Source organism: Larkinella fluvii (assembly GCF_051857545.1).
Lineage (GTDB): Bacteria > Bacteroidota > Bacteroidia > Cytophagales > Spirosomataceae > Larkinella.
The window spans coordinates 291397-316907 of record NZ_JBPZHB010000002.1 but is presented as its reverse complement, the minus strand read 5'-3'; the positions used below and the strand labels follow the sequence as shown (position 1 = coordinate 316907).

At 51.7% G+C, this 25511-nt stretch carries 24 protein-coding genes; 13 read left to right on the top strand and 11 right to left on the bottom strand.

The annotated features are described in order from the left end of the window. Positions 1 to 10: 10 nt before the first annotated feature. Positions 11 to 1447, top strand: a complete 1437-nt coding sequence (locus tag ACS5NO_RS05330; RefSeq protein WP_439414177.1) for a DUF1800 domain-containing protein — start codon at positions 11 to 13, stop codon at positions 1445 to 1447. Between the two features lie 105 nt (positions 1448 to 1552). Then, positions 1553 to 2776, top strand: coding sequence for a DUF1501 domain-containing protein (locus tag ACS5NO_RS05325; RefSeq protein WP_439414176.1), 1224 nt, complete (start codon positions 1553 to 1555; stop codon positions 2774 to 2776). Between the two features lie 79 nt (positions 2777 to 2855). On the opposite strand, the gene ACS5NO_RS05320 is transcribed toward ACS5NO_RS05325, so the two are convergent. Beyond that, positions 2856 to 4382 (bottom strand): aldehyde dehydrogenase (NADP(+)), encoded by a 1527-nt coding sequence (locus tag ACS5NO_RS05320; RefSeq protein WP_150876012.1) that lies wholly within the window; start codon positions 4380 to 4382, stop codon positions 2856 to 2858. 4 nt (positions 4383 to 4386) lie between these two features. After that, positions 4387 to 5241, bottom strand: a complete 855-nt coding sequence (locus ACS5NO_RS05315; RefSeq protein WP_439414175.1) for a fumarylacetoacetate hydrolase family protein — start codon at positions 5239 to 5241, stop codon at positions 4387 to 4389. Between the two features lie 184 nt (positions 5242 to 5425). Between ACS5NO_RS05315 and recO the strand changes: the two genes are divergently transcribed. Further along, entirely contained in the window at positions 5426 to 6118 is a 693-nt protein-coding gene (gene recO / locus ACS5NO_RS05310; RefSeq protein WP_439414174.1) for a DNA repair protein RecO, read from the top strand. Between the two features lie 104 nt (positions 6119 to 6222). On the opposite strand, the gene lptB is transcribed toward recO, so the two are convergent. The 5 genes from lptB to mazG form a co-directional block, all read right to left on the bottom strand. Further along, positions 6223 to 6954 (bottom strand): LPS export ABC transporter ATP-binding protein, encoded by a 732-nt coding sequence (gene lptB, locus ACS5NO_RS05305; protein WP_138989576.1) that lies wholly within the window; start codon positions 6952 to 6954, stop codon positions 6223 to 6225. 48 nt (positions 6955 to 7002) lie between these two features. Further along, positions 7003 to 8736 (bottom strand): single-stranded-DNA-specific exonuclease RecJ, encoded by a 1734-nt coding sequence (recJ, locus tag ACS5NO_RS05300; protein ID WP_439414173.1) that lies wholly within the window; start codon positions 8734 to 8736, stop codon positions 7003 to 7005. 96 nt (positions 8737 to 8832) lie between these two features. Further along, entirely contained in the window at positions 8833 to 9924 is a 1092-nt protein-coding gene (locus tag ACS5NO_RS05295; RefSeq protein WP_439414172.1) for a hypothetical protein, read from the bottom strand. A 50-nt stretch (positions 9925 to 9974) separates the two neighbouring features. After that, entirely contained in the window at positions 9975 to 10529 is a 555-nt protein-coding gene (locus ACS5NO_RS05290; RefSeq protein ID WP_439414171.1) for a T9SS type A sorting domain-containing protein, read from the bottom strand. A 745-nt stretch (positions 10530 to 11274) separates the two neighbouring features. After that, positions 11275 to 12126, bottom strand: coding sequence for a nucleoside triphosphate pyrophosphohydrolase (gene mazG / locus ACS5NO_RS05285; protein ID WP_439414571.1), 852 nt, complete (start codon positions 12124 to 12126; stop codon positions 11275 to 11277). 92 nt (positions 12127 to 12218) lie between these two features. Between mazG and ACS5NO_RS05280 the strand changes: the two genes are divergently transcribed. From ACS5NO_RS05280 to ACS5NO_RS05260, 5 genes are all read left to right on the top strand, one after another. Beyond that, positions 12219 to 13868 (top strand): AAA family ATPase, encoded by a 1650-nt coding sequence (locus ACS5NO_RS05280; protein ID WP_439414170.1) that lies wholly within the window; start codon positions 12219 to 12221, stop codon positions 13866 to 13868. A 71-nt stretch (positions 13869 to 13939) separates the two neighbouring features. Continuing rightward, positions 13940 to 14605, top strand: coding sequence for a DUF1361 domain-containing protein (locus tag ACS5NO_RS05275; protein ID WP_439414169.1), 666 nt, complete (start codon positions 13940 to 13942; stop codon positions 14603 to 14605). Then, entirely contained in the window at positions 14589 to 14987 is a 399-nt protein-coding gene (locus ACS5NO_RS05270; protein WP_439414168.1) for a diacylglycerol kinase family protein, read from the top strand. The genes ACS5NO_RS05275 and ACS5NO_RS05270 overlap by 17 nt, the downstream gene beginning before the upstream one ends. 151 nt (positions 14988 to 15138) lie before the next feature. After that, positions 15139 to 15792, top strand: coding sequence for a hypothetical protein (locus ACS5NO_RS05265; RefSeq protein ID WP_439414167.1), 654 nt, complete (start codon positions 15139 to 15141; stop codon positions 15790 to 15792). Further along, a complete protein-coding gene (locus tag ACS5NO_RS05260; RefSeq protein WP_114403911.1) occupies positions 15792 to 16088 on the top strand; it encodes a winged helix-turn-helix domain-containing protein in 297 nt (98 codons plus the stop codon). Before ACS5NO_RS05265 ends, ACS5NO_RS05260 begins: the two co-directional genes overlap by 1 nt. Before the next feature lie 54 nt (positions 16089 to 16142). Here the strand turns inward: ACS5NO_RS05260 and ACS5NO_RS05255 are convergent, their stop codons facing one another. Beyond that, positions 16143 to 16535: an Hsp20/alpha crystallin family protein gene (locus tag ACS5NO_RS05255; RefSeq protein WP_421829487.1), complete on the bottom strand. Its 393-nt coding sequence runs from the start codon at positions 16533 to 16535 to the stop codon at positions 16143 to 16145. A 185-nt stretch (positions 16536 to 16720) separates the two neighbouring features. Here ACS5NO_RS05255 and ACS5NO_RS05250 point away from each other — a divergent pair, with 185 nt between their 5' ends. From ACS5NO_RS05250 to aspS, 3 genes are all read left to right on the top strand, one after another. Continuing rightward, on the top strand, positions 16721 to 17491 hold the full coding sequence (locus ACS5NO_RS05250; protein WP_439414166.1) for a polysaccharide deacetylase family protein: 771 nt from the start codon (positions 16721 to 16723) through the stop codon (positions 17489 to 17491). 3 nt (positions 17492 to 17494) lie between these two features. Continuing rightward, on the top strand, positions 17495 to 18547 hold the full coding sequence (locus tag ACS5NO_RS05245; RefSeq protein WP_439414165.1) for a glycosyltransferase family 4 protein: 1053 nt from the start codon (positions 17495 to 17497) through the stop codon (positions 18545 to 18547). 73 nt (positions 18548 to 18620) lie between these two features. Next, positions 18621 to 20390, top strand: a complete 1770-nt coding sequence (gene aspS, locus ACS5NO_RS05240) for an aspartate--tRNA ligase (RefSeq protein WP_439414164.1) — start codon at positions 18621 to 18623, stop codon at positions 20388 to 20390. 86 nt (positions 20391 to 20476) lie between these two features. Here aspS and ACS5NO_RS05235 read toward each other — a convergent pair whose 3' ends face one another. Further along, positions 20477 to 21013, bottom strand: coding sequence for a DinB family protein (locus ACS5NO_RS05235; protein WP_439414163.1), 537 nt, complete (start codon positions 21011 to 21013; stop codon positions 20477 to 20479). Positions 21014 to 21186: 173 nt separating this feature from the next. On the opposite strand from ACS5NO_RS05235, the gene moeB reads away from it, so the two are divergent. Further along, on the top strand, positions 21187 to 22332 hold the full coding sequence (moeB, locus tag ACS5NO_RS05230; RefSeq protein WP_439414162.1) for a molybdopterin-synthase adenylyltransferase MoeB: 1146 nt from the start codon (positions 21187 to 21189) through the stop codon (positions 22330 to 22332). Positions 22333 to 22453: 121 nt separating this feature from the next. Here the strand turns inward: moeB and ACS5NO_RS05225 are convergent, their stop codons facing one another. After that, the gene (locus tag ACS5NO_RS05225) at positions 22454 to 22675 is read right to left on the bottom strand and encodes a hypothetical protein (RefSeq protein ID WP_439414161.1); all 222 of its coding nucleotides are present in this window, start codon (positions 22673 to 22675) and stop codon (positions 22454 to 22456) included. Positions 22676 to 22870: 195 nt separating this feature from the next. Here ACS5NO_RS05225 and ACS5NO_RS05220 point away from each other — a divergent pair, with 195 nt between their 5' ends. Next, entirely contained in the window at positions 22871 to 23272 is a 402-nt protein-coding gene (locus tag ACS5NO_RS05220; protein ID WP_439414160.1) for a T9SS type A sorting domain-containing protein, read from the top strand. A 96-nt stretch (positions 23273 to 23368) separates the two neighbouring features. Here ACS5NO_RS05220 and ACS5NO_RS05215 read toward each other — a convergent pair whose 3' ends face one another. Beyond that, on the bottom strand, positions 23369 to 25510 hold the full coding sequence (locus tag ACS5NO_RS05215; protein WP_439414159.1) for a glycoside hydrolase family 31 protein: 2142 nt from the start codon (positions 25508 to 25510) through the stop codon (positions 23369 to 23371). Between the last annotated feature and the right edge of the window lies 1 nt (position 25511).

Sequence of the window (25511 nt, the reverse complement as noted above, 5' to 3'; positions counted from 1 at the left end):
ATACGGATTTATGAAGGAGCGAGTCAACAAGCGTCATCTCTTCTGGCGGGCGGGTTTTGGCGCAACCCCGGCCCAACTGCGGGAGGCTGATCGCCAGCCGCTGCGAAACGTAGTGAGCCAGTTGTTCACCGACAGTGTACCGTTTACGTCCCTGACGGTTTCGGCCGACGATCAGCCTGACAAAAAAGAGTTGAAAAACCGGTTCAAAGAAGGCACGCTCGACCGGGAAATGCTGAAAAACCGCATCCGCGAAAACCGGGAATCCATCCGCGACCTGAATGTGCTGTGGGTGGAACAAATGGCCTCGGGCCGGGGTGCGTTGCGAGAAAAAATGGCGCTGTTCTGGCACGGTCATTTTGCTTGCCGCAACCAGAATAACGTCCGAATGGTGCAGCAGTATACGAACCTCATTCGCGAGCAGGCACTGGGCAATTTCGGCGATTTGCTGATGGCGGTTTCAAAATCCCCGGCCATGCTGCAATTCCTGAACAACCAGCAAAATCGCAAGAACGCACCCAACGAAAATTTTGCCCGCGAGGTGATGGAATTGTTTACGCTCGGTCGCGCCAACTATACTGAACACGACATCAAAGAAGCGGCCCGGGCTTTCACCGGCTGGGGATACAATCCACAGGGCGAGTTTGTTTTCCGCCGGAATGTTCACGACGAGGGCGAAAAAACCGTGTTCGGAAAAACCGGAAATTTCCAGGGCGACGACATCATCAAACTCCTGCTGGAACGGAAAGAAACCGCCACTTTCGTGACGACCAAACTCTACCGGTTTCTGGTTACCGATGAAATCGCTACGGATTCGGCAGATCAGCAACGGATCAGTCAACTGGCCGACCAGTTTTACCGGAGCGGCTACGACACAGCCGGTTTGCTGAAGACGATTTTCACGAGCGACTGGTTTTATGAGCCGAAACACATCGGGGGGCGCATCAAGTCCCCGGTGGAATTGCTGGCTGGAATGCAGCACAGTCTGGGAATCCATTTTGAACAGAAACAGCCGATTTTATACGTTCAGCGCACGTTGGGGCAGGTTTTGCTCTATCCGCCGAACGTGGCTGGCTGGCCGGGCGGGCGCAACTGGATCGACAGTTCGAGCCTGCTGTTCCGGATGAAACTCCCCGATCTGGTGCTAAAAGCCGGTGAAGTGACGATCAAACCCAAAGACGATGGTGACGTGAATACGGCCCTGCTCGCCCGAAAAGTAAACCGCCTGTTTGCTTCTTCCATCGACTGGCCGACCTTCGAAAAAGCCTTCCAGAAAGGCAACGAGGAACACTTGTTAGACGAACTGGCTTTGTATTTTTTGCCGCAACCCCTGAGTCCTTCGCAACGGAATTTACTCTTGACAAAAGTAAAAAAAGAAGCCCCGCGCAGTGAACAAATCCGAACCTTAACAACCCTGCTGCTCTCCTTACCTGAATATCAATTGTGTTAGATGGCTACAAATGGTTTGATGGTTAAAAATTACTACCAACCATTTTAACCATCTAACCATTTTTAACCATCCAAACCATTCAACTATTAAAAAACCATTCAACCCATGCACCGTCGGAATTTTTTCAAACAGTCGGCCTTTGCCACAGTAGGAACCATGCTGATTCCCAGCTTCCTGAAAGCGTACGAAAGCAAGCATCTGGGATTGAACCAGCCTGTGGGCAAAACGCTGGTGATCGTTCAGTTGTCGGGCGGCAACGATGGGCTGAATACCGTCGTACCTTTCCGCAATGACCTTTATTACCGCGAACGGCCAACGATTGCTATCGCGCCGGAAAAAGTGTTGAAACTGAACGACGAAATCGGTTTCAATCCGGCACTCGAAGCATTGAAAGGTCTTTACGATGACGGTTTGGTAACGGTGGTCAACAACGTCGGCTATCCGAACCCCGACCGTTCCCACTTTCGCTCGATGGACATCTGGCAAACCGCCAGCGATTCGGATAAATACCTGACAACGGGCTGGTTAGGACGCTATCTGGACGCCAACTGCCAGGGGAACGACTGCATGGCGCACCGGGCGATCGAGGTGGATGATACGCTGAGTCTGGCTCTGAAAGGCCAGGATCTGAACGGTTTGGCATTGCTCGACCCGAAGAAACTATACAACCAGACCCGCAGCGGTTTGGTAGCCGAGCTTTCCAACATAAAGCCCGCTGCGGAGGTAGTAGCCTCGCACCCGAACGTTTCGTATTTGTATAAAACCCTGGCCGAGACCGCTTCGTCGGCTGAAGTTATTTACGACAAGTCGAAAGCTACCCACACGAAAACCGTTTACCCAGCAAGCGAGTTGGGCAACCGGCTCAAAACCGTCTCGGAACTGATTACGTCGGGCGTCAACACGAACGTCTATTACATTTCCATTTCGGGATTTGATACGCACATCAATCAGCCGGGGCAGCAGGAACGGCTGTTGCGTCAGTATGCCGAAGCCGTAGCGGCTTTTACCAAAGACTTGAAAACCAACGGAAAGCTAAACGACGTGCTGTTGATGACCTTCTCGGAATTTGGTCGCCGGGTGAAGCAGAACGCCAGCAACGGCACCGACCACGGCACGGCCAACAACCTGTTTCTGATTGGCGGAGGACTCATCCCGGGCCGGGTTTTCAATGAAGCACCGAACCTGACGAACCTGGATGAAGGGGATTTGAAATATACAGTCGATTTCCGCAGTATCTACGCGACGCTCCTGCGTGACTGGCTGAAAGTGGATGATCAGGCGGTTTTAGGGCGGCAGTTTGAGACACTGAAAGTTGTTTCGCAGAGTTAAGCGGAGGACATCAGAGTTAATCAGAGAAAAAAACTCTGCGTACCTCTGATGTCCTCCGCTTAACTCTGCGAAACAACTTTTATTTTTTCCACTCTCCATCCACCAATCGGAAGATCGCCAGCGGGTTATCGGCTTTCAGTGCATCAGGCAATAACGCATCCGGGAAGTTCTGGTAACAAACCGGACGTGCAAACCGCCGGATCGCGTTCGTACCCACCGAGGTCGAGCGAACGTCGGTGGTGGCGGGATACGGGCCGCCGTGGTTCATGGCGTGGCTCACTTCTACCCCGGTCGGAAAACCGTTGATCAGCAAACGTCCCACTTTCTGCTCCAGAATTTCCAGTAAATCAGCGTATTCCAGCAATTCTTCGGGCGTTCCGTAGACCGTTGCCGTCAGGTGGCCTTCCAGCCCCTGCGCTACGGCCAGCATTTCTTCTTTTGTATCCGCCGTTACCAGCAAGCTGCTGGGTCCAAATACCTCTTCCGTTAGTTCCGGATTCTCCAGCAACACATCGGCGGTTGTTGATAGAAGCGTCGGCTGGGCAGCCGCAAAACCATCGACTACGGTTTCGGATTTACTGGCGATGAGAACCCGCGAAAACGAGTTCAGCTTTTCGATGCCGGCCGTATACGCCTGATAAATTCCTTTCGTCAGCATCGGCGTCGGCTGCGTCTGCGACATGGCCAACCGGGCCTGACTCACAAAGGCATCTCCCCCATCCGATTGTTTGACAATGGCTAAACCGGGATTGGTACAGAACTGCCCGACCCCCAGCGTAACCGAATCGACGTAGGCTTTTGCCAGATCCAAACCTTTCTGTTTCAGAATGGCGGGCAGGAAAAATACCGGATTCGTACTGCCCATTTCGGAATAAACCGGAATGGGTTCCGGACGGCGGACGGCGGCATCATAAATCGCTTTCCCACCCCGAAACGAACCCGTAAACCCAATGGCTTTGATCTGCGGGTGCAACACAATGGCCATTCCCACGTCGATACCCGTACCCTGAACCATCTGAAAAACGCCTTCCGGCAATCCGCTGGCTTCTACCGCTTTCCGAATGGCCTGACCCACCAGTTCCGAGGTGCCGGGGTGTGCCGGATGGGCCTTCACAACCACCGGACAACCGGACGCCAGGGCCGAGGTGGTGTCGCCACCCGCCACCGAAAACGCCAGCGGAAAGTTGCTCGCGCCAAAAATACCGACCGGTCCGAGCGGGATCAGCATCTGCCGCAAGTCGGGCCGGGGCAGCGGTTGACGGTCGGGCAGGGCGGTATCGATGCGGGCATCCACCCACGAACCTTCGCGGAGATACTGCGCAAACAACCGCAACTGGCCGGTGGTCCGACCGCGTTCTCCCGTCAGGCGGGGCAGCGGTAGGGCGGTTTCGAGGTTGGCGCGTTCGAGCAGTTCCGGCCCCAGGGCCATGATTTCGTCGGCAATGCGTTCCAGAAACTGCGCTTTGGCTTCGCCGGAGAGTTTGCGGTAAACCGGGAACGCTGCGGCTGCCAACTGGCAGGCCTGGTCAACTTCCTGACTCGTGGATTCACTGAAGGCCCCGTCTAATGCTTCGCCGGTGGCCGGATTAATGGCTTGAAAAGTCATGCTGCTAATTTTGTACCGTATTGATTAACGTACCAATTCCTTCAATCGTAATGTGGACTTCGTCACCCACTGCCAGCGTAAAATCATCGCCGGGGACAATGCCGGTGCCGGTCATTAAATAACACCCGTGGGGGAAAGTAGTTTCACGATAAAGGAATGAAACCAGTTCCGTGTGCTGGCGTTTCATGCGGTTGATGGCAATGCTTTCGTCAAAAACCGCCTTTCCGTCGCGCCGGATTTCAATTTTGATCAGGGTTTCGGGCGAAATCGGCGCTTCCGGAACGTAGAGACACGGTCCGATGGCAGCCGCGCCGTCGTAGGTTTTGGCCTGGGGCAAATACAGCGGGTTTTCGCCCTCGATGCTCCGGGAACTCATGTCGTTACCAACCGTGTAGCCCACGATTTTTCCGTTCGAGGTAATGAAAAGCGTCAGTTCCGGCTCCGGCACGTTCCAGGTCGAGTCTTTCCGAATGCGAACCGCATCGCCCGACCCAACCGCCCGCGCGGCTGTGGATTTAAAAAACAATTCGGGCCGTTCGGCGTCGTAAACGCGTTCGTAAAAATCACCGCCCCCGGCATCTTTCGACTCTTCCATGCGGGCATTGCGGCTTTTGAGATAGGTTACGCCCGACGCCCAGATTTCCTGCTGGTTGATCGGCGGTAACAATTGGGTTTCGGTCCAGACACGGTATTCGTCGGAAGCGGTCGTGGAAGGGATCTCCTGCTGAAGAAAATTGAACAGGTCGTCCTGATTAACGAGGTAATCCCAGTCGTCGCTCGGCGCGCGGTGAAAGCGGGATGGTCCGTCGGTGCGGTTATCTTCAACTACGATGCCCTGGCGGGTGCGGTACAGTTTCATGAAGGATCAAGGAATTGAGTGTTGACTTAAAGACCGCAAAAATGGACATTTTTACGGAGGATTTTAAGAAATTTCGAATGGAAAATCGCGCAAAAGGCATTAATTTAGGATGGAATTAGCAGCACTCAACCGGTCCTTCTCTCCTTCCACACCCAGTACCGGCTGAGAACTTTTTACTGAAAAAATGCTCCACAAAACCCGAGGCATCGTTCTGAGTTATTTTCGCTACCGCGAAACGTCGATTATTGTCCGCATCTACACGGAGGAATTTGGGTTACACAGCTACCTCGTCAACGGGGTGCGGTCGGCCAAGAGCAAAACCAACCGGATCGCGTTTTTTCAGCCCTTGACCTTGCTGGATATGGTAGTTTATTACAAACCCGGCAAAGATTTGCACCGGCTTTCGGAGGTGAAGGTCAATTTTCCGTTTCAGCACATTCCGTTCGACATTGCCAAATCCAGCATGGCGTTGTTTGTCAGCGAAATGTTGACCAAAACGCTGAAAGAAGAAGCCAGCAACCCGGCTTTGTATTATTTTTTAGTGGACAGTATTCTTTACCTGGAAGAAGTGGAAGCCGACTACGAGAACTTTCACCTTTCTTTTTTGCTGAAACTAGCGTCTTTTCTGGGGTTTGGCCCGGCCAGCGCCCGTGAGTTTGAAGGCCAGTTGCAGGAACAGAAATACCCCTTTTTGCCCGACGATGCGGCCGAAAAAGCCCTGAATCACTTCCTGCGCCAGCCACTGGCCACGCCCATCAAAATCTCCCGATCAACCCGCGCCGAGTTACTGGACGCCCTGGTGGCGTTTTATCAGATCCACATCGACGGTTTGGGAGAAATCAAGTCTCTATCGGTGCTGCGGGAGGTGCTGAGTTAAGGAAGTTGTTACACAGAGTTTATCAGAGAACATCAGAGTTACGCAGAGTCTTTTTCTCAGATAAACCCTGATTTTCTCAGGTAAACTCTGCGTAGCAACCCTTTTCAAATCTTCCGTTTCAACTCGAAATTCTGCCCCAGATACACCCTTCGAACCTGCTCATCGTTCGCCAGATCCTCGGCCGTTCCCTGTTTCAGGATTTTCCCTTCGAACAGCAGATACGCCCGGTCAGTAATCGAGAGCGTCTCGTTGACGTTGTGGTCGGTGATCAGAATGCCGATGTTCCGGTGTTTGAGTTGGGCGACAATACTCTGAATATCCTCAACGGCAATGGGATCCACCCCGGCGAACGGTTCGTCCAGCAGAATAAATTTGGGGTCGACGGCCAGACTCCGGGCAATCTCTGTGCGCCGACGTTCACCGCCCGACAATACTTTCCCCTTGTTTTTGCGAACGTGCGTCAGGCTGAATTCTTCCAGCAACTGCTCCACTTTGTCTTTTTGCGCCTGCCGCGACAGATCGGTCATTTCCAGCACGGCCAGCACGTTTTCTTCGACCGTTAAATCCCGGAAAATCGAGGCTTCCTGCGCCAGATAGCCAATTCCCAGCCGGGCACGCTTGTACATCGGGAGGTTCGTGATGTCCTGATCGTCCAGGTACACTTTGCCGCTATTCGGCTTGATCAATCCCACCGCCATGTAAAACGAGGTGGTTTTCCCCGCACCGTTGGGGCCGAGCAACCCAACGATTTCGCCCTGTTCGACCTGGTAGGTAACGCGGTCGTTGACCAGCCGGGAGCCGTATTTTTTAACTAAATTTTCGGTTCGAAGAATCATGGTTTTCGTGCTCCGCTTGTCGCCGGTTTTCCCAACGACTGATGTTGTCTATTGCTCAACGCCCACGGTCGCCTTAATATCTTTCAAATATAACTGCAACGATTTGTTCCCGTTATAATTATTCTCTTCTATCTGGTAACAAATGGAAAAGGGCTGGTCGCGTCGGAGAAACAGGGCGTGGTGGGCCATGTTAAAGCCGATGGCCGTAAACCGCTGGTATGAACCGGCTTGCTGCACGGTCATTTTCAGGTGCTTTTCCTTCATGATATACGGTTCTCCCACCAGAAACACCTCGCTGGTTGAAAAAACCGGGGCCATATTTTGCGGCCCAAAAGGCGACATTTGTTTCAGAACGTTGTAAAATTTCTGGTCGATGGCGTCAAAATCAAGCGGCAAATCGATTTCAATCATCGGAACCAGTTGCTCAGCCTGAATGCGCCGGGTCACGACTTCCTCAAACTTCTGCTGAAACGCTTTGATGTTCTCCAGCTTGAGCGTCAAACCGGCCGCAAAGGTATGGCCGCCAAATTGTTCGAGCAGGTCGGAACATTCTTCAATGGCTTCGTAGACATCGAATCCCGGCACCGACCGCGCCGAGCCAGCCGCCCGGTTGTGCGATTCCGTCAAAATAATAGTGGGCCGGTGGTATTTTTCAATGCAGCGCGATGCCACGATGCCAATGACCCCTTTGTGCCAGGTATTGTTAAAAAGCACGGTACTTTTCGCGTTCAGCAGCCATTCGTCGCCCTGAATCATCGCCAGTGCCTGTTCGGTAATGCTGGAGTCATATTGCCGGCGGCTGTTGTTGTGTTCATTAATGGCAAACGCGAAGTCGGTGGCTTCTTCCTCGGTTTCGGCCAGCAACAACTGGACGGCGGCTTTGGCGTGCTTGATCCGACCGGCGGCATTGATCCGGGGACCCAGTCCGAACACCACATTGGTAATGTCCAGTTCGGAGCTAAACCCGGCCACTTTGATGAGTGCCTGGAGGCCAAAACCGGGAGACGCATTCAGTTTTTTCAGCCCGTAATACGCCAGAACCCGGTTTTCGCCCACAATCGGCACAATGTCCGACGCGATGCTAATCGCCAGCAAGTCCAGATAATCAAACAAACGATCCAGCGGAATTCCTTTGAACACACACAAGGCCTGGAGCAATTTGAAGCCAACGCCACAGCCGGTCAGTTCCTTGTAGGGATACTCGCAATCGGAACGCTTGGGGTCGAGCACGGCCGCAGCCCGGGGCAGTTCGGCACCGGGGCGGTGGTGATCGCAGATGATAAACTCAATGTCTTTTTCCAAGGCTTCGTCCACCCGATCGACGGATTTGATGCCGCAATCGAGGCTGACAATCAGCGAAAAACCGTTTTCGGCCGCCCACTCGATGCCCTGCGACGAAATACCGTAGCCTTCTTTATACCGATCGGGAATGTAATAATCCAGATGAGGATAAAGGGTTTTCATAAAGCCGTAGAACAACGCCACCGAGGTCGTTCCGTCCACGTCATAATCACCGTACACCAGAATTTTTTCCTCCCTCACCATCGCCATCTGCAACCGCTGAACCGCTTTGTCCATGTCCTTCATCAGAAAAGGGTCATGAAGATGCAGAAGTTCGGGGCGGAAATAGGTGCGGGCCTGGTCAAAAGTATGCACTCCCCGTTGGACCAGCAACATGGCCATAAACGGATTTACTTTCAGCTCGCGAGTCAAATTTTCAACCGCCAGTAACTCTTCCGGTGACTCCGGAACCGGTCGGTATAGCCAGCGTTTCTCACTCATTCTGCAAAGTAAAAAGAAAAGGGAGTACGGAAAACAAAAATCAGCAAGGTCGCCCAGATGCTGACTGTTTTGCTACCGGTTTTCCTAACGACGGTTTTATCGAACCAGAACCCGAACGGTCCGTTGCTGGTTCTGTTGTCCGGCACGAAGCAGATACAAACCCGGTTGTAACCGAACAGCCGGACGAACCCGCCAATCGGTTGCGGACAACTGAATCAACTGAAACGAAAGGAACTGGCCGGTGGTAGATAGGAACTGCAAACTGGCCGGATCGACGTTGGAAACGTTTAGCCGGATTTCGTCTCCGGGCGTCGGATTATCGCAAACCACGAACAACGCGTCGGAACGGCTGACAAAGACCATTTTGGAGACCTGCGATGCCCCATCGCTGTCGACCTGCTGAAGCCGGTAGTAGCTCGTTCCGGCGAGGGGTTCGCCATCGGTAAACGTGTACAACCGCTTGCTGGTGGCATTACCAACGGCTGTCACCTGCCCGATCGCACCAAACTCTTTGGCATCAGTACTGCGTTCGATCACAAAATGACTGGCTCCCCGCTCCCAAACGGTTTCCCACGAAAGCTGATTGCCGTTGCGTTCTGCTGTGCCTCTGAAGTAGGCTAATTCGACTGGTAACGTACTGTTCCCACTGACGGTAAAGTCGTCAATTCGGAAAGCGGTCGCACAGGATGCGCCAGCCGGGGGCGTATACCGGAAACGAAACGTCAGATTGGCTTGGTTTTCGGCAGAGGCTGGCAAATTGAAAACGGAAGCACCCCAGGTAGTGGATGCAGGAATCGTAACATTGGAAGAAATGCTCGTCCAATTCGTGCCGCCATCGATGCTAAATTCAAAAGCGACCGGTAGCGAAAACGCGTTCGTTTTTCTGCGTCCAAATCCAACCATAATGCTGGTTTGACCTACGGTACTAATGGCTGTGGACGTGACCGTTTGTTCCATACTGCCTCCGCAGGAGCCAAAAACCAAGTTATTTCCTCCCGAAGCGGTAAATGGCGTGGTGTAAGTATCGCTTGAGGAAGTGGAATTCACAACGATAGCCGTTGCGCTGCTTGGCGCCCACCCGCCCAGCCCAGACGTAAAATCCTGGGAATAAATAGTTTGTGCCAATACCGGTTTCGGCGCGAGGAAAATAAAAATTGCCAGACTGATCAATCGTAAAAAATGTCGCATGGTGTGGTGTCTTAAAGAGCGTGAGAAATGAATTGGATTGTACTGATTGGTTACTGAACCAGCAGACGCACGGCTTTCAGGCCCGGTGCGTGCAGGATGTACACCCCGGTTTTTAGCGGTTTTTGAGGTAGTAGCGTCATCTGACCAGTATTGTGTTCCTCCAGTCGAAAGGCTATTTTTTGACCGGTCAGGTCGGTCAATTGCAAGGTGGCCGGATCGAGTTCATTGCATTGCAAGCCAATGGAGTGACCGTCGGACGGATTGGGATAAACGGCAAGATCCGGCAGGCGGTTGTCGTGCCGAACGGCGATGATTTTGGAATAGTGCGTCGAACCGTCTCTGTCGACCTGCTGCAAGCGGTAATAATTGGTCGTCTGGTGCGACTGATCATCCACAAAGGAGTAAAACTGTCGGCGGGTCGCATCACCGCTGGCCATCACCCGGCCAATGGGTGCAAATTCAGATACGTTTAAACTATGTTCAACGGAGAAATAGCGGGCATTTTGCTCCGAAGTAGTTTCCCACGTAAGCTGAACAACACTACCGATGGATTTGGCCCGGAAATAGGAAAGTTCGACCGGCAAGACGACGCCGGACCAGTCCATGTCACCAATCGTGAAACCCTGCGAGTTTGGATTTGAACCGGCTAAAGGACCGTTACCATATATAATAGTTACAATTTTAACTTTTGTTGGAAATTGAACTTTATTGACATTGGACGCCGTCGCCGAGGTTGCGAGGACTTCGTTCCCAATCACGCTATACCCGGTTCCAGCAGGAATAACCGGCATGACTGGATTCCCGAATTCATCCGTAGCAAGTATGGTAACTTTATCCTGATAGCTGTGATCAAGGATTGTAGTTATTCTGTATTGAAGAGCAATTAGCGAAAACTCTAAGCCTGTAACGGGATCACCAAAGGTGAACCTATAGCTTTTGGTTTCATTCGGATTGTCAAAATCTAAGTTTGGAGAATATAAACCTGTAGAAGCTTTTTGAGGAGCAGGTAAAGAAGTAGTATATCCCTCACTTACACTAATATCTACATTTACTGCTGGTGTCCCGATAGCTACGTAAGAATGCGAAGTTGCGCTAGGTGGATACAGTGGTGCTGTCGTATTGAAATCCAAATCCTGAGCAAAGGAGGACGTTCCATTTACCAGGGCCACGAGCCCGGCAAAAAGTAGATAACCGTATTTCATAGCACAGAGCGTTTAGTGATTCGACTACACGACTACTAATTACTCTAAGACGTACGGTTTTGAAGAAAGTAATGCCCTTCTTCTATAATAATTTTAAAGTTGACAAATGTCACTTTTTAAGTAAAATATATACTTATTTCCGTAAACTTCAAGTAAACTGTTTGGCTTCCTGCCAATACACTTCCATTTCTTCCAGCGTCATATCTTTCAGGTGTTGGCCGTTGCTACGAGCCTGTTCTTCGAGGTATTGAAAGCGTTTGATGAACTTTTTATTGGTGCGTTCCAGCGCGGTTTCGGGGTTGATGTCGATGAAGCGGGCGTAGTTGACCAGCGAAAATAGCACATCGCCAAATTCCTTTTCGGCGCGGTCGCGGTCGATGATCTCGTCGGTTTCGGCATTAAACTCGTCCTTGAACTCCTGCATTTCTTCCTCCACTTTTTCCCAAACCTGCTGCTTTTCCTCCCAGTCAAAACCGGCTCCCCGCGCTTTTTCCTGAATCCGCATGGCTTTCACCAGAGCCGGCAGCGAGCCCGGAACCCCCGACAACACCGATTTATTGCCTTCTTTCAGCTTCAGTTGCTCCCAGTTCTGCTTCACCTTCTCCTCCGTGTCGGCCACGACGGTGTTGCCGTTGGCGTCACCATAAATGTGCGGATGGCGGGAAATCAGCTTATCGGACACACTGTTCAGAACATCGCCGATGTCGAACGTTGCCCCGGCTTGCGGCTCCGAAGCGATTCGGGCGTAAAAAACCAGGTGCAGCATCACATCGCCCAGTTCTTTCCGGATTTCGGGCAGGTCTTTCTCCAGAATGGCGTCGGAAAGTTCGTAGGTTTCTTCAATCGTGAGGTGCCGGAGCGTGTCCATCGTTTGTTTGCGATCCCAGGGGCATTGTTCGCGCAGTTCGTCCATGATGGTCAGCAGACGGTCGAAAGCCAGCAATTGTTCCTGCCGCCGGACAGGCATCGTTTCCAGTTGTTGATTCAGGTTGGTTTGCATCGGGATTATTTTTGACAAAGTTACGAAGAGGTTGGGAGGGTTTGGCGGTTTTTTGGTTCCTTTGGAAATTACGGTTTCCTTTTCTCCGGCATATGCAGATTACCAAATTACACCTGACCAATTTCAAACGATTTACCGACCTGACCATCGACGGGATTCCGGCTGATGCGAAACTAGTGTTATTAATTGGATCAAATGGATCAGGAAAATCGTCGGTTTTTGATGCGTTTGAGTATGTTAACAGCGAAAGCAGACATTCTAAGTTTGAAAAAAATGATTCAACCTATTATACAAAAAATACCGATCATGGCAGTTTCAATTTAGAAATCATGCTTGCCAGTGGCATGATAGCCGAATCCATATCATCAGACAGTTCATCTCCCTATGGTCGTATTCGAATCTCTACCATCAAGGATACGGTTACTGCTAATAATTTTTACGGTAGAACCAGTTTTCGGCAAATACCAAGACTTAAACGGACTCAGTTAGGTCAAATAGATACCGTAAATTTTGAGGAAGATTCTGACCGGCCACGTTTTTTCGTCGATAGAGACGATCGTTTCGAAAATGATATTGAAAAAATTTCAGAACGAATATTAAAAGAGATTTTCCGTGAAAAAGCTTCGGGCGAGCAAATAACAAAGACCTACATTGATCCTATTAACAGGGCACTGGATAATATCTTTGGATTACAACAGAATACAAAATTGTCGTTACTTGAAATCATTCCTCCACTTGAAGGCAAAATAGCCCAAATAACCTTCAAAAAAGGCGAGTCTGAAATCCATTATAATTACCTCAGTGCCGGTGAAAAAGAAGTAGTTAATATCCTGTTCAATTTGTTAGTCCGCCGGGATCAGTTTACCGATACGGTTTATTTTTTCGATGAAATTGATTTACACCTGCATACGAAATTGCAGTTCAACTTGCTGAAAGAACTGACCGAAAACTGGATTCCTGACCATTGCCAGCTTTGGACGTCATCCCATTCTCTCGGCTTCATCGATTACACCCGGCAGTATGAGAACGGCGTAATTATCGATTTCGATGATCTGGATTTTGACCAGCCACAAGTTCTACTCCCACAATCAAAAGAGCGATTAGATGTTTACGACATTGCGGTTCCGAAAGAGATTTTATTTGAGTTAATGCTGGGGAAACGATTGGTCGTTTGTGAGAATCAGAATGATGAATACTACAATCTACTAGTATTACCAGAGACGGTTTTTGTCGGGGTAAAAGACGCCCGGGATGTGTTTATGCATATCAAACGCGACGCCCGGTATCATTCCATCAGAGATCGGGATTTTCTTTCCGACTCAGAAATTGAGCGAATCGGCAAGTCATACCCCAATCATCATATTCTTCGGTATTACGACTTTGAAAACTACCTGTATCATCCTGATAACCTAGCGGAAGTTAATCCGGCCGGTTTTAGCCGAGAAGAATATATTCTGGAAATTATCCGCCAGAAAAATGAACGCAAATACCACATCATAGCCACTTTACATTCGTCCCGACAGACTTATGAAGAATTTAAAACCGATGAGAAGCTGAAGGACAAATCGATCGATTTTATCATTGATGATTTTAAAAGTGATGAGTTCGAGCGTTTTTACAAGTACTTCGATATGAAAGTTCAATTCAACAGAGCCATTTTGACCGCTTTCAACCTCGATAAAAAGCGGCTGGTTCAAACCAGCTGGTTCAGGCAGCAAATCGAAAAAATCCTCCATTCCTAAATATTTTCCCCCATTCCCTTGCCCCGCATCACTTCAATGTGCTACTTTGTAGTTCAAAGTTCTTTCATGGTATGTTGAGCAAACTACTTTCCGTTTACCGCTCCGGCGAAGGTCTGCGCATGTTGATCATGTTGTCCGTCATGAGCATCGCCATGGTGGTGTTCCGCCAGAACTACTGGTTCTTCAAGATGTTGAGCTGGAATCTGTTTCTGGCCTGGATTCCCCTCTCTGTTGCCCTGTTTCTGCGCGAAGGGCTGGAAGACCGTCAGTTGCCGAAGTGGACGCTCTGGCCGGGTCTGATCTTCTGGCTGCTGTTCCTGCCCAACTCCCCCTACATCATCACCGATCTGTTCCACGTCCGCCATGTTTCGGAAGAAACCGTGTGGTTCGATACGATGATGATTTTCATGTGCGCCCTCACGGGTTTGCTCGCGGGCCTGTATTCCCAACTGCTGGTACACCGGATGCTCAGCGAGCGACTGGGTCGAACGCAGACGTGGGTAGTCATGATCGGGTGTCTGCTACTGACCAGTTTTGGCGTTTATCTCGGACGGTATATCCGCCTGAATAGCTGGGATTTATTCACCAATCCGCTGGAATTGGCCCAACTGATCGGTAAAAGCTTAATCAATCCGTTTGCACTGAAACTCACACTTTCGTATACATTTGCGTTGGTGACGCTCTATACGGGCTTCACCCAGTACGTTCAACGCCGAACGCATGAGCCGCTGGATTGATGTTCGGAAGAATTTGCGAAGCTTTCGGTTTGCCGCCGAGGGCATCGTCGCCCTGTTCCGGTTTGAAAATAACGCCAAAATTCACTTATTAGCGGCAATGGCCGTCGTTGTCGCCGGAATCTGGCTCCGGTTGGATCGCGTCGAATGGGCGTTGGTACTTACGCAGGTGGGTCTGGTGCTGGCGGCCGAAGCGTTCAATACGGCCCTTGAAAAACTCGCCGATGTGGTTTCGCCCGACCATCACCCGCTGATCAAAACCGTCAAGGACCTCTCGGCGGGCGCCGTGTTGCTGGTAGTAATTGTGGCGATTGTAGTAGGTATCTTGATTTTTGGCACTAAATTGATAAAAATGATGAATTGGAGTGAATGGTTTTATGGTTAAGGACGGTTTTATGGTTAAATGGCGACTTATCCAGTACTCAAACCACGAAAACCGTCCCTGACCCTAAAAACCATTTCAACCATTCTCAACCATACAACCATCCCAACCATTATAACCATAAAACCATCCTAACCATCTTACTTAGTTAACAATGTCCGATTCACACGAGCATTTACAGACCCTGACGGAGATTCGGAGCCTGATGGAACGCTCCTCGAAATTCCTGTCGTTGAGCGGTTTATCGGGCATTTCGGCGGGTGTCGTAGCCCTCATCGGTGCCGGTGCCGCCTACGTCCGGCTGCATAACAACAACCTGACCCTGATGAGCTACGAGCGCATCACCCGGCTCAATGGCCCGGATCGCCAGGATATGGTTGATTTCCTGATCCTCGACGGCGCCCTGGTGCTGGTAGCGGCCTTGCTACTCGGAATATTTTTCACCGTTCGCAAAGCCCGCCGACAAGGCAATGGCGTCTGGAACAGCATTTCGAAGCGGCTGCTTTGGGCGCTGGCCGTTCCGCTGGTCACGGGCGGTATTTTTTGTCTGGCCCTGATCCGGTTTAACCTGATCTGGCTGACGTTTCCGACCACCCTTATTTTTTACGGCATGGCGCTCTACAGTGGCAGTAAATACACCGTCCGCGATGTGGAATACCTCGGTTTGTCCGAAATTCTGCTGGGTCTGGTGGCTTTGTTCTGGACGGGGTATTCGTTGCTGACGTGGGCGGTTGGGTTTGGTATCCTGCACATTGTGTACGGCACCGTGATGTATCTCAAGTATGAACGAGACGAACTGAAGCGCTGATGGAGTTCCTGATAGGCTTTAATAAAGCTTTTGAAAGTAAGGCCCGGTTAGGCATCATGTCGGTTTTGATTGTGAATGAAACCCTGAGTTTCAATTCTCTCAAAGAACTGCTCGACATGACCGACGGGAATCTGGCGACGCACCTGCGGGCGCTGGAAGAGCAGGGCTATGTCTCCGTGAAAAAGCAGTTTGTGGGCCGAAAGCCCAATACCACCTACACCGCCACCCCCGCCGGCCGCCAGGCCTTTACCGACCATTTGAACGCGCTGGAAGATTTTATTCGCGGGTCGGTATAAAAAAAGCGGTCAATGTTAGATTGACCGCCGGGTGTATTCACGCTCTGGTTATTATCAAAACAAATTCTGGATTTCTACTTTTCGTTGAAAGTGCTGCCCATCCTTAAACGGCAGATTGATCACCACATGACCCTGCTCCTGAACCGCTTCAATGTGTTCCGCGTCGACAAAGTCCGGAATATCCAGTACCCTTAAAAACATCGGTACCGCCAGACTCTGGCCTTCTACAGGATTTTTTTGTTGGAGCAAGGTATATAGAACCAGTTTTTTGCCATCGATCAGAACGTTGAACGCGTCCGGACCAACGCCGGGAGCCGACAATTTGATCAGCAAGCGGTCTGGCTCCTGCTCGGTTTCCATACGGGTCATGCTCGATCCGCCATACAGAGTATTCAGCAAATCGAATTGCCCACCCATTCCCTTCAGCGTGTTTTCTATCGGTTTCATAATCGTACTGGTTGGTTGTATACTGTTTAGTAAACAAATTACGTACCTAACTCGATCAGGCCGTATTTAGCGTCATTATGGCTGATAATAAGCGATAAGGCGGAAATAAGCGGACAATTGGTCAGTAATTTGTTTTATAACGCAAATTATCGTGATTTTTGATCCGTGAAAACCATAAAATATTTATGATCGGACTGGTTGCCAGTCTTCTGCTGGTGGGTATACTGTGGTATTTTTTCCGCAGTTCGAACGCTTTGCCTGTGTTAATGTTCCACAAAATTGACCCTGAACGCCAGGATTCGCTAACGGTTTCGGTTCAACAGTTCGAACAGCGGTTGCAGTGGCTGATCGACCACAACTACCGACCCATTACGCTGAAACAGCTTGTGGCTTCGGTTGATCAGAAACAGCCGTTACCCGCCCAACCGGTTTTGATTACCTTCGATGATGCGTATGTCAATAACCTGACGTACGCGCTGCCGGTTTTGCAACGCCTGAAACTGACAGCCGTGCTGTTTGTACCCACGTCTTTTGTCGGCCAGTGCAATCAGTGGGACGGCTGCACCGAACCCCTGATGAGCACTGAACAGCTTAAACAGTTGGCTCCCACCTTCGAACTGGCCTTGCATTCACACCAGCACCTAAACTATAAAAACCTTGCTATCAGCGACATACAGGTAGACTTGACGCAAAACATAACGGCTTTCGATGCGCTGGGAATACCGTACGTTCGGGCCTTCGCGTATCCCTACGGTGGGCGACCGAAAGACCCGGCAACAAAACGGGCCATGCAGGATGCGATGCAACAGGCGGGCATCCAACTCGCTTTCCGGATCGGAAACCGCCTAAACCGTTTCCCGGTGAACAACCGGTTTGAATGGCAACGACTGGACATTCGCGGAACCGACTCCATGGCCCGGTTTGTCCGGCAGGTGCGGTTTGGGAAACTAATTTAACACATGACTCTATTCATCGATACCGAACGTCTGCGGGATTTAAACAGCGGTTTGGGGCAGTTCTGCCTGCAACTGGGCCTGGAACTGGTGCGGCAGCGACCCGATTCTGTCCAACTCACGTTTCTGGTTCCGGAAGGGCGGCAGGGCATTTTCGGACCGGATGTAGCTTACCAAACGGCAACCTGGTGGCGGAAATGGTATTCGCCGGGCCGCTACGACGTTTGGCATTGTATGCACCAGGATTCCCGGTTTCTGCCCGCTTCGAAAAAAAACCGCCTGATTCTCACAATTCACGATCTTAATTTTCTGGAACGACCGGATTATGACGACGCAAAAAAAGCCCGTAAACTGGCGGTTCTACAGCGTAAAATCGACCGGGCCTCGGCCCTAACCACGATCTCGGAGTATACGGCTTCGGTCGTCCGCCAGCACCTCAAATTGCCCAACATTCCGCTGTCGGTCATCCACAACGGGTATTCAGCTCCTAGCGACTCGATCAATCAGTCAGCTACCCAACCGCTCCCCATCCAGAATCCGTATTTTCTGTTTGTCGGCGTCATTCATCCCCGGAAAAACCTGCACACGCTCCTGCCGCTGCTTGAAGCCTTCCCGGAATGGCGGCTGGTGCTGACCGGGCCCGACGGTCATCCGTATGCTACCCACCTGCGGCAACAGGCTCAGCAACTGGAGATTGCGGATCGGCTGATTGTGACCGGTGCCGTTGACGAAGCGACCAAAAACGGCTTGTATCAGGCTTGCGACGCCTTTTTGTTTCCGTCGCTTTCCGAGGGATTTGGCTTGCCGGTGGTCGAGGCTATGAGCTATGGCAAACCGGTTTTCCTGTCGCGACGCACGAGCCTGCCCGAAATCGGCGGGAAAGATGCCTATTATTTCGATTCGGAAGAACCGGAGTCGATGGCGGAAACCATTTTTGACGGCCTGAACGATTTCCGCGCCAATCCCTTCCGCGCCGACCGGCTCCGCCAGCAAGCCGCCCGGTTTAGCTGGGAACGGGCAGCCCAGCAGTATTGGAAGTTGTATTCAGAAGTGTTGTAATCGATTTTACCATCAGCTTGATAGGCGGATATACTTTGGCTACCTTTGCGGCTTATTGAACCATTTTAGCAGTATGCTACGTACTCATACCTGCGGAGAAATCCGCATCGAACACGTTACTAAACAGGTTATTCTTTGCGGCTGGGTGCAGCGCATTCGCGACAAGGGCGGTCTGATCTGGATCGACTTGCGCGACCGCTACGGCCTAACCCAATTGTTGCTCGAAGAAGGCAAAACCGACCCGGAAACCATTGCGATGGTTCGGACGCTGGGCCGCGAATTCGTTCTGAAAGCCACCGGCGAAGTGATCGAGCGCAAATCGAAGAACCCCAATCTGCCAACGGGCGACATCGAAATCCGGCTGGAAAAGCTGGAAATATTGAACCCTGCCAAACTGCCGCCGTTTTTGATTGAAGACGAAACCGACGGGGGCGACGACCTGCGGATGAAATACCGCTACCTCGATTTGCGCCGGAATCCCGTCCGGAAGAACCTCGAACTGCGTCATAAAATGGCACAGCAAACGCGGATTTATATGGACGGCCAGGATTTTATCGAAGTCGAAACACCGGTTTTGATCAAATCGACGCCGGAAGGTGCCCGCGATTTTGTGGTGCCCAGCCGCATGAATCCCGGTGAATTCTACGCCCTGCCGCAGTCGCCCCAGACCTTCAAGCAACTGCTGATGGTGTCGGGTTTCGACCGATATTACCAGATTGTCAAGTGTTTCCGTGATGAAGACCTACGCGCCGACCGCCAGCCGGAATTCACGCAAATTGACTGCGAGATGTCGTTCATCGAACAGGAAGACATTCTTCAGATGTTCGAGGGACTGGTTCGGCACCTGTTTGAAACCGTAAAAGGAATCGGGCTGGACGAAGTACCCCGGATGACCTACGCCGAAGCCATGCGGCTGTATGGTTCCGACAAACCGGATACGCGTTTCGGCATGCCGTTCGTCGAACTGAAAGGAGCTTTCGATACGGTGGATCTGACGTCGGGAAAAAACTTTGTTGTGTTCGATTCGGCGGAAATCGTGATCGGGATCAACGCCAAAGGCTGCGCCCACTACACGCGCAAGCAGATGGACGAACTGACCGACTTTATCAAACGTCCGCAGATCGGTGGAAAAGGACTGATTTATGTGCGGTATAACGAAGACGGAACGGTCAAATCGTCGGTCGACAAGTTTTATTCGGAAGAAGATCTGAAACATTGGGTGGTTCAGTTCCAGGCCGAACCGGGTGATCTGCTGCTGATTATGTCGGGCGAAACCAACAAGGCCCGCAAACAACTGAGCGAACTCCGACTGGAAATGGGCAACCGCCTGGGCTTGCGCGATCCCAACACGTTCAGTGCGTTGTGGGTATTGGATTTTCCGTTGCTGGAATACGGCGAAGAAGAAAAACGCTGGTTTGCGATGCACCACCCGTTCACATCGCCCAAACCGGAAGATATTCAATTGCTGGAAACCGATCCCGGTGCCGTGCGGGCCAATGCCTACGACATGGTGATCAACGGCACCGAAGTTGGTGGCGGTTCCATCCGGATTTTTCAGCGCGATTTGCAGTCACGCATGTTCGATCTGCTCGGTTTCTCGCCCGAAGAGGCCAAGGCACAGTTCGGTTTTCTGCTGGATGCGTTCGAATTTGGTGCTCCCCCCCACGGCGGTATTGCGTTCGGCTTCGACCGGCTTTGCTCCATTTTCGGGGGTGCCGATTCCATCCGCGATTTCATCGCTTTCCCCAAAAACAACTCGGGCCGCGACGTCATGATCGATTCTCCATCCGTTATTGCCCAGGGGCAGTTGGATGAGTTGCAAATTGCGGTGGCGAAAAAGTGATGAGTTAAGAGTTAGGAATTAAGAGTTGCTGACGCATACTAATCCTGCGGAGCCAACTCTTAATTCCTAACTCTTAACTCATCACTCTAAAACAGCTTCTCATTCGGCGGTTTGATCCCCTTCATCCGGATGTAGATCGTGGCCTGTCCACGGTGGTGCGTCTGGTGCTCGAAAGCTTTGGCAAACACGGTTTCGCGGGACATTTCGCGCGCTCCCATCTTCACATTTTCGGCCAGTTGTGCATCGCTCAGTCCTTTGATGCCATTCAGCACAAAATCGTAGCTCTCCATGACGGCTTTCGTCAGCGCGGCTTTCGTTTTCAACTCATCCATGGCTTCCAGCTTTTTTCCCTGCATCGGGTTGGCTTTCCCGGTCGCTGCCGCCGTGAAGTTGTAGTTTGCTGCGGTTAAGTGCAGCATCTGTTCCGCAAAGCTCCGGATTTCCGGTGTCGGTTTGTAGCCCATCCCATCTTCCGGCATGGCGTCCAGGTATTCCTTCGTAAACTCTTTGGCACGCTGCCACTCCGTCGTCATCTGAGCAACGGTTTTGGGTTTGATCGAAAAACCGCTGAATGCCATCCAGAGCATCAGGGCAAGGGCCGTAAATCCAAGTTTTTGTTTCATGACGAAAAGGTAATGGTTTGAGTACCAAAGTTAAACCCGATAAGTAGCTTTGCAAGTCCAAGGTCAGGATTTCTACTTAAGGGAGTGTCGTAAAATAAATTATGAACGCAAAATGTAAATCGAATTGCTTTTTCGTTTAAAATGTAGTGCGGTAACTCAACAACAAATCGACTATGCTCCGACCTGCAGAATACGCCCGTTACGAAAAACACCTGAATCTTCCCGAAATTGGCGTGGAAGGCCAACTAAAATTACAACAGGCCCGTGTGCTGGTTGTGGGCGCAGGCGGGTTGGGTTGCCCGGTATTGTTGTATTTGACGGCGGCCGGAGTCGGCACGATTGGGGTCATCGACCCGGACACGGTTGCCATCAGCAACCTGCAACGGCAGGTTCTGTATACGACCGAGCAGGTAGGTAAACCCAAAGCCACGATTGCCGTAAATTCACTCAAAAAAATCAATCCGGAAATCAGCTTCAACTCCTATGCGTATGCCCTCGACCGTTCCAATGCGCGTTCGCTCATCGAGGAGTATGATTTGGTGGTGGATTGCACCGATAATTTTACCGTTCGTTATCTGGTCAACGATGTCTGCGTGATGCAGGAGAAACCGTTTATCTACGGTGCCATTCACCGTTTCGAAGGCCAGGTAGCGGTGTTGAATGCCCGGCTGGCAGCATCCGAAGTTCAACCCGAAGAAGTTCGGCGCGGCCCCACCTACCGGTGTCTGTTCCCGGAATTTCCGAATCAGATGGAAATTCCGAATTGTGCTGAAACCGGCGTCATGGGCGTTTTGCCGGGGGTTATTGGCACCTATCAAGCCAATGAAGTCATCAAGCTCATCACCGGTATCGGCCATCTGCTGAACGAAGAACTGCTGATGGTGGATTTGCTGGCGATGTCGTTCCAGAAAATTCGGGTTCGCCGTCGGCTCGATGCCGAAGCTGCGGCCCAAAACGCCTGGGAAGAGGGCCAGCGGGTTGCCGTCAAAACCGACGTTCGCAAAACCATCACGGCCACCGAACTGGCCGAGCGACTGGCGCAGGACGAAGACATTTTCCTGCTGGACGTCCGCGAGCGGCCCGAATACAACATTTGTCACCTCGACAATGCGGTATTGATTCCGGTCAACATCATCGCCAACAACATCAAGCGCATCCCCGTCGACCGCCCGGTGGTGGTGTATTGTCACCACGGTATCCGCAGTCAGTACGTGGTCGATTACCTGCAAAAAGAATTCAATTTTACCAACCTCATGAACCTTCAGGGTGGCATCAACAGTTGGGCGCGCGATGTGCAGCCGGAGATGGAGGTGTATTGATTATTGGATGATTCTGATGACTTAAACGGCTAAAAAAGGTTGGTCGAAGCCTCATTTCCCTCCAAACCGCTGCGGGATAATAGGTCGCGGTTCGAGAATCTTCACCGAAACAGGGCGTGATCTACTCCAAGCGCGCAAAAACTGCAGGCCGGAAGCTCACCTCAAACACCAGTCGCTCAATCCTGCCAGCCTTATCAATCTGAACCTGACTGACAAGCCGACTATTCACATCCGTCAAACCGTCTGGCGACAGGTGACCTGAAAGACCGTATTCTTTCACGCAGACCGTGTAAAGCTGAGCCCGCGTCGGTGTCCGGGTACAAACCAGCAGAGCGATCGCCAATCCGGTGGTCAGAAAGGGGAACCATTTGGTGAATGGCGGACAAAGCAAAAAGTTAAACCACCTAAAATAAAAGCAGGAAAGTATCGTGTTTCCCAAAAGTAGCAGGGATTGACTCATTTGTGACAGCCATTTGGCGGCCGGATGTCGACCTTTGAATCATCCAAAACGGACATCCCAATTCAAACTTGATACATCATGAAAACGCTCGTCAAATCCCTGCTCGTTGCCGCCACTTTAAGCCTGACCACCTTCGCCGTTTCTCAGGCTGAACCCGGCAAACCGGTTGCTAAACCTAAAAATGCTGCCGCTTTTCAGAGCAGCATGTATACCAATCTGGCCGGTAAACTCCAGATCGCCGTCAAGAAAGAAACCGCTGGCACCGTTGTGGTACGGCTGGTCGACAAGGCGGGGAAAGAGGTCTTCGTTCAGCAAGTTGCCAAACGCCGGCAGGCGGCCCGTCTGAGCCTGGACGTCAGTGCCTTGCCCGACGGCGTATACCAGGTGGAAATCAGCAACGGAGTTGAAACCACTTCTCAAGCGCTGACGCTGGCCACTCAGCAGCCCGTTGCTACTCCCCGCTTTGTAGCTGTTAATTAATGCCTTGGAAACTAGCTATATCCAACCCAACCGAAAGCCGATCCCGAATGGATTCGGCTTTTTGGTTGTCTAAAACCCCATGGCCTGCGTTGTCGCTCAATTCGTCATAAACCGCCACGTCACCTTCCCCACCGTATCCGGTTTTCCTTTTTCAGCCGCCGACAGCCGGCCTTTCAGCGCGCCGTTTTTCTGCTTTTCAACCTCAATCAGTCGCCAGCTAAACTGGCCTTTTTCGTAATCGAACGTTTCGCCATCGTCGTCGTAGAGTCGGTATTGAGCCGATTTTTCGCCGTAATGACGGATTTCCAGATCAACTTTCTGACCCGGTTTGGGCGCGTGCAAGAGCGGGGGCATCATCGGAATAATGCCGCCATCTTTTACGAAAACCGGAATCTTGTCCAGGCCCGGCGTCACCGTAATCACCTCACCGGCCCCGGCAAACCGCCCGGTGTAGAAATCATACCAGTTGCCCTTCGGTAAAATCACCTTCCGCGACGTCTGCCCCGTAAACATCGGTGCCACCAGCAACTGATCGCCCGCCATATACTGGTCCTTAATTTCCTTCGTACTGGCTTCCTGGTACGGATTTTCGCCCAGGTTCGTCACGGCGGTTTGCTTTTCTACCTTCTCGATAAAACCGTCTTCCAGGTTCAATGCCCGGAATGGCGGAGTGCCTTCAAAGTGGTACTTGGCAAATTCGGTGTACCAGTACGGCATCATCTGCATCCGCAGTTGGGCCACGGCTTTCACCTGCCCGGCCACATCCGGAAACGACCACGGTTTGGTGCCATCAGCCCAGGCGTTGATCATCGCCATCGGCGAAAAACAAACCGACTGAAACCGGCGCAACCATTCTTCGCTGGTTTTAGACGCACGAACTTCCGGTGTCCACAACACCCCGGCAAAACCGCTGTTGATCAGGCCCGTAATGAAATCCTGGTGGCTGTAATTGTCGTTATAAATCACGTACGGAAACGACGAACCGCCCGCGTTGGACGCCCGCACCAGTCCGTAGGTTCGGGTGTTGCGGGCATGGTACAGGTCCGTACTTTGTTTCTGCACCAGCAAACCGTAGGTCTGCCGCATCTGCTCGGCACTGATCCCCGACGGAAACGTGGCCACATCGGGCCACAACCACGAATCGTTGCCATCGACCTCATCGATCTTGTAACCGCTCACACCAATGCCCACGTGATCCTTATCAAACTGACGCCAGTAGATAGCCCGCGCCTGCGGAATCGTCAGATCGGGCACGGCCCCCACCCAAACCGTGTGTGAGCCGGTAAACGGTTTGATCTGCGCGTAAATCGACGCGTCGGGCGAAACGTAGGGGTTGGTCCAGAGGTTAATCCGGACATTTTTGGTCAGCATGTCTTTTACAAAACCGGCCGGATCGGGAAACCGGGTTTTGTCCCACTCGAAGGTGCAGGGATACGATTTGCTCTGCCAGCCGGGTTCCAACCCGATGAAATCCAGCGGATACTGCCTGGCTTCAAACTCGGCAGCTTCTTTCCGGACGCTATCGGCGGTGTAGAGCCGGTGAACACGCTGTGTAAACCCCAGGCCCCAGCGCGGGGGCAGGCAACCGCCCCCGTTGAACAGGTTAAACCGCTGCACCACTTCCATCGGCTTGGGTCCGCCAAATACGTAGACCTCAACCCCCTCGGCCGGAACCAGCAGTTCAACCGCATCGGAATACGGGTGCGCCGACCAGTCTTTGTCGGTGTTCCGGTCCTGGGCCTGGGGCGGATTTTTACTATCCTGTCGAACCCCTGAACCGGCATATACGGTAATGTACCGGGCCGAATTGATGAAAACCCCGTAGCCATTCGACGAAACGTAAAACGGTGTGGGCGAGTGGGTTCGGCCATTGTCGCGGTTGCCATAATGATCCATGTGCAGGGTAAGAATTTTGCCGCGTTGGTGAACCGTCTGGAAATTCAGGCCAAAACCGTACAACTGCTCCCCGCGTTCCAGCGGAAACCGCAGATAGGTTTTTCCATCCACAACCCGGACGGAAATGTCGTCTTTGGGCAACGGGAAAGCGGTTTTGCCCAATTTTTCGAGCGCAGGCCGATTGGGCTGAACACCGGCTGCCGTGAGCAGGTTGTAGGCTTCCGGCTTGCCAACGGCCAATTTCCAGACGCCGGGCGCGGTTTCGGTCCAGATGGTTTGGGCGCGGAGGGCAACGCCGGTGGCCAGAAAAACCGTCAGAATAAAGATACGGAGTTGTTTCATG